The organism is Mesorhizobium sp. M4A.F.Ca.ET.020.02.1.1 (assembly GCF_004022645.1).
Taxonomy (GTDB): Bacteria; Pseudomonadota; Alphaproteobacteria; order Rhizobiales; family Rhizobiaceae; genus Mesorhizobium.
Map to the genome: position 1 here is coordinate 1 of NZ_RZOI01001184.1, position 1,034 is coordinate 1,034.

The 1,034-nt window shown below is 66.2% G+C and carries 1 protein-coding gene; it reads left to right on the top strand.

What is annotated here, in order from left to right:
• Positions 1-145 precede the first annotated feature (145 nt).
• On the top strand, positions 146-1,034 hold an 889-nt coding region (locus EN742_RS35905; RefSeq protein WP_245492492.1), incomplete at its 3' end, for a transglycosylase domain-containing protein.

A 1,034-nucleotide genomic window follows, 5' to 3' on the forward strand; every position in this document is an offset into this window, starting at 1 on the left:
GTATGGAGACGGGGAGAAGGGGGCTGTCGCGAATTTCTCCGCCTATTCTGCACCGTTGGCGATTGGCGAAACCATCGGCAACAGCCCCTTTCTCCCCGTCTCTATACGGGGAGAAATGTCCGGCAGGACAATGAGGGGCGGCGCCATGCTTTCCAGAAAATTCCTGCGACGCAGCGCCATAGCCGCGGCTTGTTGCGTCGGCGTTGTTGCCCCTTCCACAGCCACCCTCTGGCAGCTCGACCGCGCCTATCCGCCGCCGCTGCCAGAAAAGCTGGCGGTCTCCACCGAAGTGCAGGACCGCGACGGTCAGCTTCTGCGCGCCTTCGCCACGCCTGACGGTTACTGGCGGCTCGAAACCCGGCTCGACCAGGTCGACAAGCAATTCGTCGACATGCTGGTCGCCTATGAGGACAAGCGCTTCTGGGACCATGACGGCGTCGACGTCCTGGCGCTTTGCCGTGCCGCCGGTCAGTTCGTCAGCAAAGGCCACATCGTCTCCGGCGGCTCGACGCTGTCGATGCAGCTTGCCCGGCTGATCGAGCCGCGCGACAGTCGCAGCCTCGGCTCCAAAATCAAGCAGATGCTACGCGCCATCCAGATCGAGCGGCGGCTTTCCAAGCGCGAGATCCTGGAGCGCTATCTGACGCTGGCGCCCTATGGCGGCAATCTCGAAGGCGTGCGCGCCGCTTCGCTGGCCTATTTCGGCAAGGAGCCGAAGCGGCTGACGGTCTCGGAGGTAGCACTGCTCGTCGCCCTGCCGCAACTGCCGGAGAAGCGGCGGCCCGACCGCAACCTCGACGTCGCGCATGCCGCGCGCGACCGAGTGCTGACGCGCATGGTTTCCGCCGGCCTGCTCGGCGACCGGGAAGCCGCGCGCGCTGCGCTGGACGATGTCTCCGGCCTGCGCCGCAAGCTGCCGGCGCTGGCCGCCCATGCCGCCTATGCCATGCTGCCCAAGGCCATACCGGGCAAGCCGCTGCAGCTCACCATCCGCAGGAGCGTCCAGCAAGGACTGGAACAGGTGGCGAAGCTGT